Here is a 15,334-nt window from a genome sequence, read left to right as displayed (position 1 = left end):
CCCGGCCGATCCGAGCTGGTGCTGGCCAGCTCGGACCGTTCTTTGTCTCAGCACGCGCAGGGCCGCGTTAACCCATGGCGGCCATGGTGAAACCCTTCGAGCAAGTCTTGCACGGGTCTCACCATGCGCCTCGCCTTCTTCGTCTTCGCGACCCTCGCCTCGGTTGGCTTCGCCGCCGGCCGCTTTGCCCCGCCGCAGGAAATCCACGTCGCCGCGGCCGGATCTGCCGATCAGCAAGCCGCGACCGCGGTGTCCGACGCCCTGCCGACGGATCGCTGAGCCCGATCGGTACGGCTACGCGCGCGCATCTTCCTGCGGTGCTCCGGGATCCCGGTCGACGAACCTGCCGACTGGAAACGCGGTCGCGACGCGCAGCCCCCCGACCGAGGACAGGCTGCGCATGCTGCGCCGCAGCTCCAGACGGAACTGCCGGACCACGTTGCGATCGCTGGCCTCGGCGCCCTCTCGCAGAAGCGTCAGCGCATGCAGGGCGTAAAGGCCAAGCAGGAAGGCAAAGACGAAGAAGAACTCCCAGTTGCGCAGACGCATCGCGACGGCCTGGAGGTCCTCCTCGGGCGCCATCCAGTGGATTACCAGCGAGAACTCGCGCGCTGCAAACCATTCGGCGAAGAGGCCGCCGACGATCGGCGCGATTCCAGCCGCCAGCGACCCCGAGAGACTAACCGCCGCCAGATAAGCGGTCGCCCTTCCCGAAGGGGCCATCTTCAGTCCGATGTTTCCGACGGCGAGGCCGGTCCCGCCGGTCGCGGCCCCCATCATGGCGTGGATCAGGATCAGAATGGGAAAGGTGTAGGCGTGCCGCTCCGGCAACGCGCTGAAGGGCAGTGCCAGCACGCACCCAAGAAAGACCGGGGCCGCCAATCCCAGGATCGATTTGTTCGAGAGCTGATCCGACAGCCGTCCCCACAGGCCGAGCGTCAGCGCGTTCGCGAGCTGGCTGACGGCCCAGAGCACCACGACCTCGCCCATGCCGAAACCGAGTTGCTGCAGAAGGTAGACCGTGAAGAAGGGGGCGGCTAGGTTCGTTGCGAAATTCCACGACACCATGAAGACGATGAGCTGCCGGAAGTCGGGGTCCTGGAAGGGCTCGCGCAGGGCCCGAAGCAGCGGTGGCTGCGCCTCGCGCGGGGCCATGACGGGTTCCGGGACGCGCGACAGCCACCACGAGCTGACGAAGCCTGCCAAGGCGGCCATCACGAACGCCGCCGAATAGGCATCGGCCTTGTCCGAGGACGGCCAGTGATCGACCGCCGCTCCCACCGCGAGACCGCTGATCAGGGCGAAGCTCGTCGCCCAGAACAGCCTGCGAGCGAAGAAGGTGCCCAGCCCTTCCCTCGGAAGGAACTCGTGCATCCAGGAGTTCCAGGAGCATGCCCCGACCGCCCCCAGCACGCCGACGCAGACCTGGCCCGCCACGAGGAGACCGAGCGCCAGGGACCGGTCTTCGATCAGGGGGAGGCACGCCATGCCGAGGATCAGGACACGGCCGCCGGTGATCGTTAGGACGGCGATCTTCCGGCGCTGCCGGATCCGTTCCACGAGACCGATGGCCGGTATCTGGGCAAGCTGCGCGAAGAAGGGAATCGCCGCAAGCACGCCAATCAGACGGGGACCGGCTCCCAGCGCGAGCGCAAGCCCCACCAGCATGACGCCCCCCGAGAGCGTTCCCACGACGTTGGCCCAGGCGCCGTCCTGCACGAGCGCACGCTTGCCGCGCTCTACATCGGACGGAAGGATCACGGAATCCGGCTTGAGGTTCATGGGCTACGGGGGACTCTGGATTGGGGGTTGATCCGGCGCGCCCGTTCAGGAACGCGGGCTCCGCTTCGGCCAGGAAGGCATCAGGAGGCTTTCCGGCGTGCCACGGTCTGGTCGCCCGTTTCGGATCGGCGAAGCAGGTCCCGGTAGACGGTCAAGGTTTCTGCGGCCATGCGCGTGGCGCTGAAGGGGCCCGCGGCAGCGGCACGTCCGAGCTCGACGAGACGTGCGGCAAGGGCCGGGTTCGAGAGCAGCTCGCAGACGGCCCCGGCAAGCCCCTGGGCATCGCCCGACGGAACCAGCAGCCCGGTCTCGCCATGGTTCACCACTTCGGCGGTTCCGCTGACCCTGGTCCCGACCACCGGCAGTCCCGAGGCCATTGCCTCGATAGCCACCAGCGGCAAGCCCTCGTAGCGCGAGGGCAGCACGAACAGGTCGCAGGCCCGCAGCAGGTCCGGCACGTCGGTGCGCCGCCCGAGCCAGACGACATATGGGGTCATGCCGGCCTGATCCAGCATCACCTGCAGCTTGGGCTTCAGCGGACCGGTGCCGACCCACAGGAAGCGTATGTCCGGGAACCTCCCGACGATGGCCGGCATGGCCGAGACCAGGGTCGCATGGTCCTTCTGCTCGGTGAAGCGCGCGACGGTCAGGACCGCAAGCGTCCCAGGCCCTAAGCCGAGCTCGGCGCGAAAGGCTTCGCGCTCGCGCGCCGGCGGCAAGGCGGGAATCCCGTTCCGGACGACGGAGATGTCGACGCCGCTCGGCAGGCCATGATGCAGGAAGCTCGCGCGCGACGCCTGCGACACGCAGATGATGCGGTCCAGATGGTGCAGCATGCGCCTGTGGCGATCAGCCTGCCGGGCGCTCCAGACCTGGTACGGCAGATGCTCGGTGCGCAGGACCACGGGAATGCCGGCCTCTCGAGCGATGCCGGCCGCCGCGGTCGCCTCCCAGGCGATCCCGGCATGGATATGGAAGACATCGACCGACCGGGCGCCGAGCCATGCGAGCAGGCGCCGGCGCGCTCCGTCCGCGAGCTCCCAGGCAAAGACCTCCAGCCCAGCCGCGACCGCTCGATCGATGAACGACTGCCCGGCTGCCGTCGGCGGGCAAATGAAGGACAGCTGGCATTGGTCCTTCAATGCACCAGCCAGTGCCAGCATGTGCTCGCCCATGCCGGACGGCTCCTCGCTGGCCGTGAAAAGGCAGACATGCGGGCGCGCAAGGTGGTCGGGCGAGACGGTTCCCGGTGGCGGCGCCCCGGCCCAAGGGTCCGATCGGAGCTGCATTCCCCATCCGCATTGTGGCCCAGGCCTTCCTCCAACAGCCCCGGTTCTCCTCCAGCCCCGAAGCCGGGAGGTTTCGGAGGAAATACGCATTAGGTGCGCATGCTCGGACCTGATCGCCGCAGGCATGTCCGCCCAAGGGCCATCCCATGGGCGATCGGCGCCGCCGAGGCAGCCCGCACCGGCCTCGCGTATCCCACGGCCTGTGCCGGAAGGTCGCTGCTGGCGACTGCTTCGGGCGGAAGGCGCACCAACTGCATACGCCGGGAAGCCCGAGAGAGTTCTCGGCTGCGGGACGGTTGCCCCTCCCGCAGCCTCGTCGGCGCCTGAACTGCGCCGCGCGGTACCCGCCACGCCCGGAATCGTTTGCCCCGCATGGCCCCTCGGGCCGCTCGAAGACGAGGAGTAAGCCGGTCATGACGTCCCTCGAGATCTGGGGAGGCCTTGAGTGCACGGTCGCCCGCGTCCGCGACGCCTACGTAGACCAGACCGTCATGAACGGCCACGAGCACCGACTGGACGACATCGACAGGTTCGCCTCGCTCGGCATCAAAAGGATCCGTTATCCAGTCCTCTGGGAGCGTGTGGCTCCGGACGATCTTGACCGCGCCGATTGGCGCTGGACGGATCAGCGCCTGAACCGGCTCCGCGAGGTCGGTATCCGACCGATCGTTGGTCTCGTCCATCACGGCAGCGGACCACGGCACACCAGCCTCGAGGACCCCGGCTTTGCGTCCGGCCTCGCCGACTTCGCCGCGCGCGTGGCCGAGCGCTATCCCTGGATCGATGCCTACACGCCGGTGAACGAGCCGCTCACGACGGCGCGGTTCAGCGGGCTCTACGGGTTCTGGTACCCGCATGCCATGGACGAGCGGCGCTTCCTGCGCATGCTCGTCAACGAAACACTCGCGACGCAACAGGCCATGGCTGCGATCCGCCGCGTCAGTCCCGCGGCACAGCTCGTCCAGACCGAGGATCTCGGCAAGGTCCACAGCACGCCGCAGCTCGCCCATGTGGCGGAGTTCCAGAACGAACGCCGCTGGCTCAGCATCGACCTGCTGCTGGGGCGTGTCGACCATACGCACCTGTTCTGGCCGCGGTTCCAGGCGGCAGGCCTGGCGCGCGAGATCGCAGCGATCAACGATGATCCCTGCCCTCCGGACATCCTGGGATTCAATCACTACCCGACCAGTGAGCGATTCCTGGATCACCGCTACCAGCGGTACGACCGCTGGTCCTGGGGGGCGACGGGCAGGGACCGGTACGCCGACATCGAGGCCATGAGCATACTTGTCGAGGGTCCGGTCGGGCTCGAGCGCCTGCTGTGCGAAGCCTGGGAGCGGTTCGGCCTGCCGATGGCGGTGACCGAGGCTCATGACGGCTCGACCCGCGACGAGCAGCTTCGGTGGCTTCACGAAGTCTGGGAGACCGCCCTCCGGCTGCGTGCAGACGGAATCGACATGCGCGCCGTCACGGTCTGGTCGCTTCTCGGCAGCTATGACTGGAACCGCCTGCTGACGAACTGCGTGGGCTACTACGAACCCGGCCCCTTCGACGTCCGCTCCCCGACGCCGCGCGAGACCGCCCTTGCGGGCCTGGTGCGCCAGCTTGGCGAAAGGGGAAAGGCCGATCACCCGGTGCTGGATAGCCCGGGCAGATGGCATCGCACCGATCGCCTGGCCTTCGCGCCCATCCGATGCTGCCCTTACACCGCCGCGCATCGAAGACGCCCAGGAAGCGTGTCGGCCGGATACGAGCCGCGGCGCCTCATGATCATCGGCCGGACCGGCACCCTGGGGAACGCCTTCGCACGGCTCTGCACACTGCGCGGGCTCCCCTATGACCTGATCGGACGCCGGGAGATCGACATAACCGACGCTTCCGCGGTCATGGGAGCGCTCGCGGCCCGACGCCCGTGGGCCGTTGTCAATGCAGCGGGGTTCGTGGATGTCGACGCCGCCGAGAACTCGGCTGCGGAGACCTGCCGAAGTGCCAATGCCTGCGGCGCCACGACATTGGCAACCGCCTGTGCCGAGGCGGGAATTCCACTCCTGACCTTCTCGTCCGATCTCGTCTTCGATGGAGAAAAGGCTGCGCCGTATGTGGAAAGCGACGCCGTCAATCCGCTGAACGTGTACGGTGCCACAAAGGTCGAGGCAGAGAGAGCAGCCGTGACTTTCGAGCGTGCCCTCGTGGTTCGGACCGGTGCGTTCTTTGGACCCTGGGATTCCAGGAACTTCGTGACCAGGGCACTGCAGGCGCTGCAGCGTGGGCAGCCCTTCGCGGCCCCGCAGGACGTCGTCGTTTCGCCGACCTACGTGCCCGACCTCGTGAGCGCCGCCCTGGACCTGCTCATCGATGGCGAGACCGGCCTCTGGCATCTCGCCAACGCGGGTGCGATCAGCTGGGCCGAACTGGCCCGCGAGGCCGCGCGGCGTGCCAGGCTGGACCCCGGCCTCGTCCGCGGCGTGCCGGTTCACGAGACCGGCTGGCGGGCCCGACGGCCGCTTTACAGCGTGCTCGCGAGCGAACGCGGCAACGTCATGCCCTCCCTCGAGACCGGGCTCGAGGCTTATTTCAGCGCCGTTCCGATGCGCGGTTCGCGGCAGGTCGACCCACTCTGGGCCGGAGCGGACATTGCTTGGCTGAAGGAAGCCTAGAGCCACGCCAACTCGGAAGGAAGTTCGGACGGCCTGGCGCGTCTGACGGCTCACCACTCCGCGAGAGGTCCCCGTGAGCGAGACCAACCAGCTCGCATTGACGCTCGCGGCCATCGGCCCGCTGCTGGTGGTCGCAGGCTTTCTTCGGCTGCCGCCCTCGATCCTTCTTTTCGCCGCGGGGGCGTCTACCGCATGGCTGCCGGGCCTGCCTGCCATGCGGGTGGAACCGGACCTTGTCCTCGGCCTTTTCCTGCCACCCATCATTTACGCCTCGACGGCGCGGGTCTCGTTCCACCTGCTGCGCTTCACGCTGGTCACCGGCCTGCTGGCGGGAGTACTGCTCGCCTTCGCGACCATCGCCGCAGTGGCGTTGGCGAGCCACACCTTGCTGCCCGGCCTTTCCTGGCCCGGCGCGGTGCTGATCGGGATCATCGCGGCAGTCTTCGACACCCGCGCGTTCCATGAGGCCAAGGGGCGCCCGCAGGTGCCACGGGCCGTGGCGGATGCGCTCAAGACCCGAGAGATGGCGTCCCGCATCGTGGTGGTCTCCAGCTTCCCCGTGGCCGTGCAGGCCTTGACGGAGGCCCCCTCGGCGGCGGCCGTGCTGGGTTCCTATGCCTGGGACGTGGTGGGCGGTGCGGCCGCCGGGCTTGCGATTGGCTGGCTGGTACAGCGCCTGCGCGACCGGGTCGATGCTGCGCCGGTGGAGATCGCGGTGTCGCTGGCGACGCCCTATCTCGGCGCGGTTGCCGCGCGCGAGCTTGGACTGTCCATGGTGGTGGTCGTAATCACCGCCGCGCTCGTCGTCTCGACAGTGCGCATCGACCGGCGCACGGGCAGGAGCGCCTCTTCCACCGAGGCCCGGATCAACGCGGTCGCGTTCTGGGAGGCGGCAAGCCTTCTCGTGTCCTCGATGCTCTTCCTGATGGCCGGACGGGCGCTGCCGGAAGCCGTGTCGGCCCTCGACGACCGGCCCGTCTGGCTCGTCCTGGGTGCAGCCGCGGCTGCCCTGGCCGCCGTCCTGGGGATCCAATACGTCACTTCGCTGTCAACCACCCTCGCCAGCCCCGTCGCCGAGGCCTTGGAGCCCCGCCGGGGCCGGACGCACAGCGGGGCCGCCGGCATGATGGCCTGGGCCTCGACCCGCTCGGTGATCGGGCTGGTTCTGGCACTTTCGCTTCCGATGGAGCTGCCGGGCGGCCAGTCCTTCGCCGAACGCGACCTGGTGCTGGTCATGGCCGCGCTGATCGTCGTCTGCTCCGTGGTCGTGCAGGGTGTCACGCTGCGGATCGTAGTCCGCCGAGCCGGACTTGCCGACGAGGACGAGGAACGCTGCGAGAAGGATCTGGCTAGGCGCGCGCTGGGCGATGCCGGCGCGGGGGTGGTCACGGGCGAGCGGCTGGATGCCGCCCGTCGTGCCCTGCTGGCCCTCCGCGAGGAGAACCGCATTGGGGACGAAGTCCTGCGCGGGATGCTGCGCGAGGTGGATCTCCGAGCCCGCGCGGCGGAGGGAGGCCCGCTTCCCGGCGGGGGTCCCCCGAAGCCATGACCAGAGCGCCCTGAGGATTAGATATCGCCGATGGTGTCTATGACCAGCAACGAGATGACGCCCGCCACGGCCATCACGATCAGCAGTTCCATGGAGTGTCCTTTCGCCTCTGCATGAAGGGCGAACAGGGCATGCACCTCCGATCGGGCGCGCGCAGCGGACTTATGTCCCTTGGACAGGGCGGGCGACCCCCGTCCCGGTTCACGGCCCGTGGATCCACCCACGTCCATGCCCGGGAACAGGAGCCCATCATCAGGAATGGCTCGCGGCGGCGCCACCTCAGCGGCGCAGTCCGTCCACGCTGAACCGGCCGGCGCCGAACGCCACGATCTGGAGCAGCCCCCCAGCCATGGCGATGTTCTTGAAGAAGTGGATGAACTGGTCCAGCTCGCCGAGCGCGCTGTGGAACACCAGGGCCGTCACGATGGAGAAGCCGGCCAGGGCAAGGGCCACGAGGCGGGCCTGGAAGCCGAGGACGAGCGCGATGCCACCGCCCACCTCGGCCAGCACGGCCAGGATGTAAGCGATCTCGGGAAGAGGCAGGCCAACTGCCGCGATGTAGCCGATGGTCGTCGCGGGATCCATGACCTTGCTCGCACCGGATAGCAGGAAGATCGCGGCGATCAAGAGGCGGCCGAGCGCCGGGACCGCATTCGAGAGGACAGGATTGGCGAAGCGGTCGTCAACCTGGCGGGTGAGGGAAGCGAACGACATGATCTGGACTCCTTCTTTCAAGACGACGCGCCACCATGGCGCGTCTGGTGCCGCCGGCGTCTGCTGCTGCGGCGTATGGATCGGTTAGGGGATGGCCGGAATCTCTCGTCGGAGCGTCGCCGCTTCCGGCGGGATTCCCGTGCTCAGGCGTGTTTCGTCAGGTTCTGGGCGACGAGCGGCGCTCCGAACTGCTGGAGCCGCCCGCCCTCCGAGAGCGTTCCGAGGGTGATCGGCGCAAAGCCGAGCCGCTCGGCCAGATCCGCGACCACGGCATTGGCGGCATTGTCGTTTCCGGACAGGAAGACGACGCGCCGTCCACCGTCCTGCGCGGGATCCCTGGCCAGCACCGCCGCCGGAAGGGTGTTGAACGCCTTCACCAGCCGGGCGCCCGGGACGGCCTCGGCAACGATCTCGCTCGAGAGCCGCCCGCCGAGATCCTTCGGCGTGAAGGCCGGGAAATCGATCGCGTTGGTGGCGTCGATCACGATCCGGCCGTCCCAGGCGGGGGCGCCGGCGACCGCCCCGCCAACCGCCGTGAACGGCACCGCGAGGATCACGACATCAGCCCGCAGGGCCTCGTCCACAGGTGCCGCGGTCACGAACGGGCCGAGCCGGCCAGCGAGTTCGGAGAGTGAGGCGGGTCCCCGGCTGTTGGCGAGGGCGACGGGGATGCCCTTGCGGGCGAACTGGCTCGCGAGCGCGCTGCCGATCGCGCCGGAACCGAGGATCGAATAGGTCATGGCTGGTTTCCTTCAGGTCAGGCGCGGGGTGACGGCCTCTGTTCCGTGGCGCTCCCCGCGATGGGGCGGCGTTACGCGGAGCGATGGGGCTTAATTTCGGGAAGCGGGATGAACTCCGTCTCGCCAGGGACACCGGGGAAGCGACGGTCCTGCCAGTCCCGAGCGGCCTGTTCGATGCGCTCGCGGCGGGTTGACACGAAATTCCAGTAGATGTGCCGCTTCTCGGGAAGCGGCTCGCCACCCAGCAGCATCAGGCGCGTGGCTTCGGATGCGCGCAGGACGATCTCCGCGCCCGGCTTGAAGACGATCAGCTGGTCCTTGCCGAAGCTGCCGGTCTGGCCGACGATCTCGACAGCGCCGGCGGCGACGTAGGCAGCGCGCTCCACATGCTCGGCATCGATCCGGAGCCGGGCGCCGGCAGCCATGACCACATCCGCGTTGAAGACGTCCGAGAAGGTCCGGGTCGGTGCCCGCAACCCGTGAAGCGAGCCCGCGATCAGGCGCAGGGACACGCCTTCCGCCTCCGCCACGGGCAGGGCATCGGACCCGACATGCTGGAAGCCCGGATCCGTCTCCTCCTGGGCCGCAGGCAGCGCGATCCAACTCTGGAAGCCGAGTAGGGGGCCGCCGCGGGCACGGGCCTCCGCGCCGGTTCGCTCGGAATGGACGATCCCGCGCCCGGCCGTCATCAGGTTGACCTCTCCCGGCCGGATCGCCTGGACGTAGCCTTCGCTGTCCCGATGCACGATCTCGCCTTCCAGAAGGTAGGTCAGCGTCGCGAGCCCGATGTGAGGATGCGGTCGCGTATCGATCCCTTCGCCGGAGCGGAAGGTCACGGGCCCCATGCTGTCCAGGAAGATGAAGGGCCCGACCATCCGGCGCTGCGCCGAGGGCAGCGCACGGCGCACCGCGAAGCCGCCGATGTCGCGCACGGCCGGCAGAATGACCCGTTCGACCGCGGCGTCGTTGGAAGGAACCGTCATGGTGATCTCCTCTCGGGCTTGGCTTCATCGTGTGGGAGAAGATCTACGCTGGTCCTCTGGTCTAAAAAACCGGCATAATATCGATCTTTGAGTTCGAGGATTTCGGTATGTCGACGAATCCCGGCACGCCCACGCTGGATCAGCTGCGCGTATTCCTGACCGTGGTCGATGTCGGCAGCTTCGCAGGCGCTGCACGCAGGCTCGGACGCGCGACCTCGGTGATCAGCTATTCGATCGCCAATCTCGAGGCCCAGCTCGGCGTGTCGCTCTTCGACCGGGAGTCCACAAAAAGGCCTCAGCTGACCGAAGCCGGCCGCGCCGTCCTCTCGGAGGCCCGCACGATCTCGAGCGGGATCGACGGCCTGCGCGCCAAGGTGAAGGGGCTCCTCCAGGGGATCGAGGCAGAGGTGCACCTCGTGGTGGACGTGATGCTGCCGGCGGCGCGCATCGTCGATGCGCTCAAGGTCTTCCGGACGGAGTTCCCGACGGTGTCGCTGCACCTCCACATCGAGGCGCTCGGAGCAGTGACGCAGCTCGTGCTCGACCGTGTGGCAGGGATCGGGATTACCGGACCGCTTCCGGGACGTGCCACGTCCGACAGCATCGAGCGCATCGGGGTCGGAAGCGTCGAACTGGTGCCCGTTGCGGCGCCGTCACACCCGCTTGCGCTCGCGAGGGCCAACCCTCCGGGTGCGGGACGACGGCATGTCCAGCTTGTTCTAAGGGATCGCTCACCCCTGACGCAGGGCATCGACTTTGCGGTCGTCAGCCCCCGGACATGGAGGCTCGCCGATCTTGGTTCCAAGCTCATGCTGCTTCGCGAGGGGATCGGCTGGGGCAACATGCCCCTCCCCATGGTTCAGGAGGATCTCGATGGCGGCCGGCTCGTCGAGCTCGACCTGCCCGACAGCAGGCGCGGGACTTACGAGATGGAGGCGATCTACAGGACGGACTCGCCTCCCGGGCCCGCCGCGGCATGGCTCATATCCCGCTTCCGGTCGCAGGCCCTGGAGGAGCACGGGGCACGGTCCTTCTGAAAGGACCTGGACAGGGACGCAGGACTGCCGCGTCTCCGGCCGTTCCCTTGGCCCCTACTCCCGGGGGATCCGCGGTGGCTGAGATAATCGCGCCCGGCCCCGCGGCCCGCGCCGGGGAACTGCAGTCCCGCCCGGCCCCCGGCGCGAGGCCGGCGCCCGCCGCAGGCGGCCTCCGCACGCTCGGCCCCGAAGGGCCGAAGCGGACCCTCCTCTACGTGCCGGACGGCTACGATCCCGTGAGGCCGGCACCGCTGATGGTCTTCCTCCACGGCGCCGGCGGGGATGCGGGGCACACCCTGCCGGCCTTCTCCGATCGGGCCGAGGCGGCCGGCATCATTCTCCTGGCGCCGAGTTCGCGCGGCGCCACCTGGGATGTGATCCGCGGCGGCTTCGGACCCGACGTGGCAGCGATCGACCGCGCATTGGACGAGGTCTTCACGGACTATTCCGTGGACCCAGCGCGCGTGGCCGCCGCCGGGTTCTCGGACGGCGCCTCCTATGCGCTCTCTCTGGGGCTCGGCAACGGCGAGCTGTTCACCCACATCGTCGCATTCTCGCCGGGCTTCGTGGCATCGCCGCGCCGGCAGGGCTCGCCATCCGTCTACATTTCCCATGGGGTCGCTGACGCAGTGCTGCCCGTCGGCCCCTGCAGCCGACGCATCGTTCCTGCGCTGGAGCACCAGGGATACGACGTGCGCTACCACGAGTTTCCCGACGGCCACACGATCCCCGCCGAGATCGCATCCGGAGCCTTCGCGTGGTTCGTCGAGGGTGGGAGGTGACCCTCCCGGCCGAGGACATCAGTCCCTTGGCTTGCTCGCCTCGATCTCGTCGAGAACCGCCTCGGGCGCGACGTCCTCGGTGATTTCACCGAGCTCCGGGACGACCTCGGTGCGCACGTCGAGGCGCTTGGCGATGGCCGTGACCAACTCGGTCAGCTTCGTGATCTCATGCTCGGCGAGAAGGCTGATCTGCAGGTCGAGATCCGCCCGCTTGTCGGCGTTCTCCGCCATCCGGTTCTGGCTGATCAGCACGAAGGTCGACAGGAAGATCGCCTCCACCGATGCGATCATGGCAAGCACGACAAAGGACGGGTCCCATTGCGGCACGCCCGGGATCCAGCCGAGGTTCGACAGGATCCAGGTTCCAAAGAAACCGAGATGTAGATAGACGAAGAGCATGCTGCCGGTGAACTGGGTGATCCCGTCGGCAATCCGCACCTCCAGCGTCGCCTCGGCCTCTTCGCGCCGTCGCCGCTCCTGCAAGGCGCGAATATTCTTCTCCAGCACCGAGCTGAGCCCGGGTGGGTGTGGGGGCGGACGCGTCGGAGCCGGCCGCCGCGCCTGTTCCATCTGCTGGCCATCCGACAGTGCATCCATGGAAGTCTTCTCTCCGTGCCCAGTGCCGGCCCGGCGCCCCAGCGCCGCCGCGCACCGAGCAGAGAACCCCCCGCGCCGCGGCAGGTTCCGCCGTCGCGCCCTGGGACCAGGTATTCGCGGCGACGCCGTACGACGGCGTGGGAGGAGCGAAGTCCGCATGGCTGCCCCGCCCCGATCGATCGGGGTTGCGCCAGCCTGTGCGAACTATCATGTTGCACCGCACAACGGCACTCGACGATGGCGCCGGAAAAAGGGAGCGAACCGCCCTCCTGCACAGGAGAGCCCTATGACGAGCACCACCGGCACGCTCACCCCGCCCCTTCCGCCCTTCCTGAGATCCCTGACGCAGCAGTTCGGCGAGCGGTTCTCCGCTTGGCGCGCGGCGCGGCGCGAGGGCGCGGAACTGGCGGCGCTGAGCCCGCGCGAGCGGCATGAACTCGATGTCACGCTCGGAAATCTGATCGCGTCTGGACACCACGGCGGCTAAGGCGGCGGCTAGGAGACGGTTTTCAGAACTGGGTGCGGCGCTTGGCAATGAAGACAATAGCCGCGGCGGTGAGCAGGGCGCGGATTATCCCGCTCAGCCTGTCCTGCCGTCGGTCCAGCCGCCTGTTGGCCAGCATCCAAGCACAACCGTACTCGACGATGCTCCGGACCTTCTCGAGCCCGGAGCCGTGCCGCTCCCCGGTTTTACGGATCTGGGGGCGAATGCCATCGCGCAGGCGCATCCAACGATTGTCGGCGCTGTCGTATCCCGCGTCGGCGTAGAGCGTGCCGATGGCGACGCAGACGACCAAGCCCAAGCGCAACAGTCGGTGAAGAGTTTGGTATCTTTGACATTCGCGGCGGACGGTATGACCGCCTGAGGGATGCCATCAGTCGAGACCACGACGTGGTCCTTGGTTCCGGGCTTGCCGCGTTCGGTCGGATTTGGGCCAGTCGACTCGCCGCCACCTTTGGCCCACACCGAGCAACTGTCGACCCCGACGTCCCATGCGCCCGCATCCGGACCCGAGCGCGCCATGCGGGCAGGGAGGGCATGGACAACGGCGAGGCAACGCCGCCGTGTGCCACTCGTTCGGGCGACGGCGCAGGGCCGAGCCCGAGGCATGCCCGTCCGTCGCCCGAAGCCCGCGCCATTGAATGCCCACACGCAAGAAGAAGTGAAATGTTTCAATGACTTCCGCGGTGGGCATCGGCGGACGCCCAGAGCCGAGAGGCTGATTCTCGATCCGGTCGATAATCCCCGCCACCAGGTCCGCAGCTGCCGGTCCCGTGCCCGCCTCTCTGTGCCAAAGGCACAGGAAGCCGACGCCAGATCAGGGGGCTTCCGCCGTTATGGAGATAGACGAGGGATCGGAAGCCGCTCCCCCGGCCCCTCCCAACTCAGACCTGGGCCATGCCGCCATCGGCGAACAGCTCCACGCCATTGACGAAGCTGCTGTCGTCGGACGCCAAGAAGACGGCGGCCTTCGCGATTTCGTCGGGATCGCCGACACGGCCCAGCGGCACCTGTGCAGCCAAGTGATCCACCAGCCCCTGCTGCTGCGTCGCGTCCGGACCCGCCAGTTCGACCAGACCCGGGGTGCGGATCGGACCCGGGCTGAGCGTGTTGACCCGGATACCCCGATCCTTCAGGTCCAGGATCCAGCTGCGGGCGAAGTTGCGCACCGCCGCCTTGCTGGCGCTGTAGACGCTGAAGGCTGCCGTGCCCATGCTGCCGGCGGTGGACCCGGCCAGGATCACCGAAGCGCCCTCGCCGAGCAGCGGCAGCGCCTTCTGTACGGTGAACAGCACGCCCTTCACATTGCGGTTGAACGTGTCCTCGTACTGTTCCTCCGTGATGGCGCCCAGCGGCAGCATGCCGCCGCCACCGGCATTGGCGTAAAGCACGTCGAGCCGGCCCACCTCGCTCTGGATTCGGGAATAGAGCCGATCGAGATCGGCCAGATTGGATGAATCCGCCTGCACCCCCGTCGCCGTACCGCCGGCGGCACGGATCGCTGCGACGGCGACCTCCAGTTCGGACTGGCGGCGGCCGGTAAGATAAACGACGGCGCCTTCGGCGGCGAAGCGCTTGGCCGCGGCGAGGCCGATGCCGCTGGTGGCACCGGTAACGAGGGCGATCTTGCCGTCAAGCTTGCGTGACATCCGAGTTTCTCTTGGTTTGGGTCATCTGCTGGTCACGAAGCTATCGACGGCGGCGAAACATCCAAATAGGAATGAATGAAAAGCATCGTTGCGGGATTGTCGATGTCGAAGCTGCCGGATTTTGAAGGCTTGGCGATGTTCGCCAAGGTGGTGGAGGAACGCTCCTTCGCCGGTGCGGCCCGGGCCATGGGAGTATCGGTCGCCACGGTGTCGCGTGCGGTCAGCCGGCTTGAAGAGCGGTTGGGCGCCCGGCTGCTCAACCGCACCTCGCGCCGGCTGGCCTTGACGGATTTCGGTCATTCCTTGGCGGAGCGCGCGATGCGCCTCTATGACGAGGCGGAAGCGGCGGAGAATGCGGCGCGCGAGATGTCCAGCCGGCCGCGCGGTTTGATTCGTCTGGCGGTACCCATGTCGTTCGGGCTGCGCTGGGTGGCGCCCCTGCTGCCGGACTTCTTCCGTCTCTATCCGGAGATTTCCATCGACCTGCATCTAAGCGACGCGACCGTCGATCTGGTGGGCGAAGGCTTCGACGCCGCGCTCCGGATTGCAGTGCTGCCGGACAGCTCGCTGGTGGCCCGGCGGCTATGCCCGGTCGCTCCCGTGGTTCTTGCCGCTCCCAGCTACATTTCCCGCTATGGCCTGCCCCGTCATCCGCGTGACCTGAAAGACCACCATTGCCTGGGCTACGCTTACCGGCGGCGGCAAGATATCTGGCATTTCACCAACAGCGCCGGCGAGGAAGAGAGTGTCACGCCGTCCGGTCTGCTGCGCGTCACCAATTCCGAGGCCCTGGTGCCGATGCTCCTGGAAGGCTTGGCAATTGCCGAACTGCCGGAATTCATGGCCGCGGACCATCTGGCAGACGGACGGCTCACCGCCATCCTGACCGACTGGTCGCTGCCAAAAGGAGCACTCTACTTCATCACGCCCACGGCCCGCACACGCCCGGCGAAGGTCGGGGTTCTGGCCGACTTCTTTGTCGAGCGCCTGTCGGAGCCTGCATGGCGGCTGTCCATCGACACGGACTTCAACTCAGCCCATGTCTCGTGATGG

General features: G+C 67.9%; 15 protein-coding genes. 7 read left to right on the top strand and 8 right to left on the bottom strand.

Annotation, left to right across the window (positions count from 1 at the left end):
• Positions 1-123 precede the first annotated feature (123 nt).
• On the top strand, positions 124-279 hold the full coding sequence (locus tag JUB13_RS29170; RefSeq protein ID WP_207485706.1) for a hypothetical protein: 156 nt from the start codon (positions 124-126) through the stop codon (positions 277-279).
• Positions 280-294: 15 nt separating this feature from the next.
• Here the strand turns inward: JUB13_RS29170 and JUB13_RS29165 are convergent, their stop codons facing one another.
• Positions 295-1,782 carry an MFS transporter gene (locus tag JUB13_RS29165; protein ID WP_207485704.1) on the bottom strand — a complete coding sequence of 496 codons (1,488 nt, stop codon included), beginning with the start codon at positions 1,780-1,782 and terminating at the stop codon, positions 295-297.
• 80 nt (positions 1,783-1,862) lie between these two features.
• On the bottom strand, positions 1,863-3,071 hold the full coding sequence (locus JUB13_RS29160; protein WP_207485702.1) for a glycosyltransferase family 4 protein: 1,209 nt from the start codon (positions 3,069-3,071) through the stop codon (positions 1,863-1,865).
• 413 nt (positions 3,072-3,484) lie between these two features.
• Between JUB13_RS29160 and JUB13_RS29155 the strand changes: the two genes are divergently transcribed.
• Positions 3,485-5,728 carry a family 1 glycosylhydrolase gene (locus JUB13_RS29155; protein WP_207485700.1) on the top strand — a complete coding sequence of 748 codons (2,244 nt, stop codon included), beginning with the start codon at positions 3,485-3,487 and terminating at the stop codon, positions 5,726-5,728.
• A gap of 73 nt (positions 5,729-5,801) precedes the next feature.
• A complete protein-coding gene (locus tag JUB13_RS29150) occupies positions 5,802-7,277 on the top strand; it encodes a cation:proton antiporter domain-containing protein (protein WP_207485698.1) in 1,476 nt (491 codons plus the stop codon).
• Between the two features lie 279 nt (positions 7,278-7,556).
• Here the strand turns inward: JUB13_RS29150 and JUB13_RS29145 are convergent, their stop codons facing one another.
• From JUB13_RS29145 to JUB13_RS29135, 3 genes are all read right to left on the bottom strand, one after another.
• Positions 7,557-7,991: a DoxX family protein gene (locus JUB13_RS29145; protein WP_207485697.1), complete on the bottom strand. Its 435-nt coding sequence runs from the start codon at positions 7,989-7,991 to the stop codon at positions 7,557-7,559.
• Between the two features lie 143 nt (positions 7,992-8,134).
• Positions 8,135-8,731, bottom strand: a complete 597-nt coding sequence (locus JUB13_RS29140) for an NADPH-dependent F420 reductase (protein WP_207485695.1) — start codon at positions 8,729-8,731, stop codon at positions 8,135-8,137.
• A gap of 71 nt (positions 8,732-8,802) precedes the next feature.
• Complete coding sequence (locus JUB13_RS29135) at positions 8,803-9,714, bottom strand: pirin family protein (RefSeq protein WP_207485693.1); 912 nt, start codon at positions 9,712-9,714, stop codon at positions 8,803-8,805.
• A 107-nt stretch (positions 9,715-9,821) separates the two neighbouring features.
• Here JUB13_RS29135 and JUB13_RS29130 point away from each other — a divergent pair, with 107 nt between their 5' ends.
• Together JUB13_RS29130 and JUB13_RS29125 are read left to right on the top strand one after the other, a co-directional pair.
• Positions 9,822-10,751 (top strand): LysR family transcriptional regulator, encoded by a 930-nt coding sequence (locus JUB13_RS29130; RefSeq protein WP_207485691.1) that lies wholly within the window; start codon positions 9,822-9,824, stop codon positions 10,749-10,751.
• 74 nt (positions 10,752-10,825) lie between these two features.
• Complete coding sequence (locus JUB13_RS29125) at positions 10,826-11,533, top strand: alpha/beta hydrolase (protein WP_207485689.1); 708 nt, start codon at positions 10,826-10,828, stop codon at positions 11,531-11,533.
• 18 nt (positions 11,534-11,551) lie between these two features.
• Here the strand turns inward: JUB13_RS29125 and JUB13_RS29120 are convergent, their stop codons facing one another.
• Complete coding sequence (locus JUB13_RS29120; RefSeq protein WP_236025313.1) at positions 11,552-12,130, bottom strand: DUF1003 domain-containing protein; 579 nt, start codon at positions 12,128-12,130, stop codon at positions 11,552-11,554.
• Between the two features lie 286 nt (positions 12,131-12,416).
• On the opposite strand from JUB13_RS29120, the gene JUB13_RS29115 reads away from it, so the two are divergent.
• A complete protein-coding gene (locus JUB13_RS29115; RefSeq protein ID WP_207485687.1) occupies positions 12,417-12,617 on the top strand; it encodes a hypothetical protein in 201 nt (66 codons plus the stop codon).
• A 22-nt stretch (positions 12,618-12,639) separates the two neighbouring features.
• Here JUB13_RS29115 and JUB13_RS29110 read toward each other — a convergent pair whose 3' ends face one another.
• Both JUB13_RS29110 and JUB13_RS29105 read right to left on the bottom strand, forming a co-directional pair.
• Entirely contained in the window at positions 12,640-12,933 is a 294-nt protein-coding gene (locus JUB13_RS29110; protein WP_207485686.1) for a hypothetical protein, read from the bottom strand.
• Positions 12,934-13,516: 583 nt separating this feature from the next.
• Positions 13,517-14,281 carry an SDR family NAD(P)-dependent oxidoreductase gene (locus JUB13_RS29105; RefSeq protein ID WP_207485684.1) on the bottom strand — a complete coding sequence of 255 codons (765 nt, stop codon included), beginning with the start codon at positions 14,279-14,281 and terminating at the stop codon, positions 13,517-13,519.
• A 75-nt stretch (positions 14,282-14,356) separates the two neighbouring features.
• Here JUB13_RS29105 and JUB13_RS29100 point away from each other — a divergent pair, with 75 nt between their 5' ends.
• Positions 14,357-15,331 (top strand): LysR family transcriptional regulator, encoded by a 975-nt coding sequence (locus JUB13_RS29100; RefSeq protein ID WP_236025312.1) that lies wholly within the window; start codon positions 14,357-14,359, stop codon positions 15,329-15,331.
• The last annotated feature ends 3 nt before the right edge of the window (positions 15,332-15,334 follow it).

This window comes from Arenibaculum pallidiluteum (assembly GCF_017355985.1).
Classification (GTDB): Bacteria; Pseudomonadota; Alphaproteobacteria; order Azospirillales; family Azospirillaceae; genus Arenibaculum; species Arenibaculum pallidiluteum.
The sequence above is the reverse complement of the archived record's forward strand: the minus strand, read 5'-3'. Positions and strand labels throughout refer to the sequence as shown.

Bases quoted from the DNA above. Each gene is read 5' to 3' on its own strand.
- JUB13_RS29170 (WP_207485706.1), top strand. From the start codon at position 124: ATGCGCCTCGCCTTCTTCGTCTTCGCGACCCTCGCCTCGGTTGGCTTC.
- JUB13_RS29165 (WP_207485704.1), bottom strand. From the start codon at position 1,782: ATGAACCTCAAGCCGGATTCCGTGATCCTTCCGTCCGATGTAGAGCGC.
- JUB13_RS29160 (WP_207485702.1), bottom strand. From the start codon at position 3,071: ATGCAGCTCCGATCGGACCCTTGGGCCGGGGCGCCGCCACCGGGAACC.
- JUB13_RS29155 (WP_207485700.1), top strand. From the start codon at position 3,485: ATGACGTCCCTCGAGATCTGGGGAGGCCTTGAGTGCACGGTCGCCCGC.
- JUB13_RS29145 (WP_207485697.1), bottom strand. From the start codon at position 7,991: ATGTCGTTCGCTTCCCTCACCCGCCAGGTTGACGACCGCTTCGCCAAT.
- JUB13_RS29140 (WP_207485695.1), bottom strand. From the start codon at position 8,731: ATGACCTATTCGATCCTCGGTTCCGGCGCGATCGGCAGCGCGCTCGCG.
- JUB13_RS29135 (WP_207485693.1), bottom strand. From the start codon at position 9,714: ATGACGGTTCCTTCCAACGACGCCGCGGTCGAACGGGTCATTCTGCCG.
- JUB13_RS29130 (WP_207485691.1), top strand. From the start codon at position 9,822: ATGTCGACGAATCCCGGCACGCCCACGCTGGATCAGCTGCGCGTATTC.
- JUB13_RS29120 (WP_236025313.1), bottom strand. From the start codon at position 12,130: ATGGATGCACTGTCGGATGGCCAGCAGATGGAACAGGCGCGGCGGCCG.
- JUB13_RS29115 (WP_207485687.1), top strand. From the start codon at position 12,417: ATGACGAGCACCACCGGCACGCTCACCCCGCCCCTTCCGCCCTTCCTG.
- JUB13_RS29105 (WP_207485684.1), bottom strand. From the start codon at position 14,281: ATGTCACGCAAGCTTGACGGCAAGATCGCCCTCGTTACCGGTGCCACC.
- JUB13_RS29100 (WP_236025312.1), top strand. From the start codon at position 14,357: ATGAAAAGCATCGTTGCGGGATTGTCGATGTCGAAGCTGCCGGATTTT.